General features: G+C 65.3%; 2 protein-coding genes. Both read left to right on the top strand.

Annotated features, from left to right (window positions below):
* The first annotated feature begins 98 nt into the window (after nucleotides 1–98).
* Complete coding sequence (locus tag LOS8367_RS18555; RefSeq protein ID WP_085898009.1) at nucleotides 99–992, top strand: LysR family transcriptional regulator; 894 nt, start codon at nucleotides 99–101, stop codon at nucleotides 990–992.
* Between the two features lie 135 nt (nucleotides 993–1,127).
* Nucleotides 1,128–1,475, top strand: coding sequence for an antibiotic biosynthesis monooxygenase (locus tag LOS8367_RS18550; RefSeq protein WP_207569306.1), 348 nt, complete (start codon nucleotides 1,128–1,130; stop codon nucleotides 1,473–1,475).
* The last annotated feature ends 164 nt before the right edge of the window (nucleotides 1,476–1,639 follow it).

Raw genomic sequence — 1,639 nt, 5'->3', positions numbered from 1 at the left:
TCTACCATCGAGGATCATGCGACAGACCGTTTTCGAGTAGCTCATCCGTCGCAGAACCGTCCTGCGGGAATGCAGACGCGCTTGGGGGAGTGGGTTTCATGTTCGACTGGGACGATATTCGGCTATTTCTCGTCGTGGCGAAGGAAGGCTCGACGCTGGGGGCATCGAAACGGCTGAACATCAATCAGACGACCGTGAGCCGCCGCATCCAGGCGCTCGAACACGCGCTCAAGCTGACCCTGTTCGAACGCGATCCGCGCGGCTACGCGGTGACGCCGCATGGCAGCGCCCTGCTCGACCTGGCGGGGCAGATGGCAGCGACGGCCGAGACGATCCAGACCCGCGCCGAGCGCCTGTCCCGCGAGGTCTCGGGCGTCATACGGCTGACGGGCAACCCCGAGGCCATGGAGCATTGGGGCTTTCCGGTGCTCGCGCGGTTTCGCGCCAAGCATCCGGACATCGAGTTCGAGGTCGACATAAGCACGGGCCAGGTGTCGCTGGAAAAGGGCGAGGCCGACATCGCCCTTCGGGCGGCGGACGAAATCACGGGCGATACGCTGATCGCGCGTAAGCTCGCCCTCATTCCCTGGGGGATCTATTGCAGCCGCCATTACGAGCGGCAGAACGGCGCGCCGCACGGCCTCGATGCGTGCGAGGGCCACAAGTTCATCCTCTACAACGGCCGATTGGCCGAGGCGATCGGAGCCGCGCGCTGGCTGGCCGAACAGGTCGACGAGGCGGACCGGGCGCTTCAGGTGAATTCCGTCACCGGCATGGTCGGCTCGCTGCGCTCGGGCGCCGGGCTCGGGCTGTTGCCCTGCGTTGCCGGAGATTTCGAGCCCGATCTCGTGCCGTGCTTCCGGCACGAGAAGCTCCATCACACGCTTTGGGTCGTGGCCTCGAAGGAGGCCTACTCCCAGCCCCCGATCCGCAGCTTCATGAAGTTCGTCGGCGACAACATCCCGCAGGGGCCGCTCTGGGGCCCGGTCTGACGGCTTGCCCATGCCTCTGCGCGAACGCCGTCCGGTTCTGCGCCTGAGTGGATACGGACATCGAAGATCCTCCGGCAGGCTATGGGTATCGGCGACGAGCAATGTCGTCGGCAGACCCAACCCATGGAGGACACCATGATCCCGTTCATCCGCAGCCTTGCCGTCTCGGCCCTTCTTGCCCTGCCGGTCGTGGCTTCCGCACAGGACGCTCCGGTGCTGGCCGTGATCAGCCACCCGGTCGAGGACTATGCCGCCTGGCGGCAGATCTACGATGACTTCTCCGACGAGCAGCAGGCCGGCGGCGTTGTCATGGAGCAAGTCTACCAGGACCCCGCCGATCCGAACAACGTGACGGTCCTGCACGGCTTCGAAAGCCTCGAAGCCGCGGAGGGCTTCCTGAACTCCGACGAGCTGAAATCGGCGATGGAAGGCGCCGGCGTCGCGGCGCCGCCCACCGTGACGGTCGTGACCCGGGCCGACTGATTGGCTTTGACGCTCCGCATGGCATGCTTTGCGGAGCGTCGGTTCGCTCCGGACATGGTCGCTTGATCTCGCGCCCGAACATCTGCGCGCTCGGAGAATGGATTGGTAGAAGGATCATTCGAACCTGCCTTCGCCCGGATTGCGATCGAAAGTCGGCTTCGGGC

Source organism: Limimaricola soesokkakensis (assembly GCF_900172345.1).
Classification (GTDB): domain Bacteria; phylum Pseudomonadota; class Alphaproteobacteria; order Rhodobacterales; family Rhodobacteraceae; genus Limimaricola; species Limimaricola soesokkakensis.
This window is presented reverse-complemented; position numbering and strand designations above follow the sequence as displayed.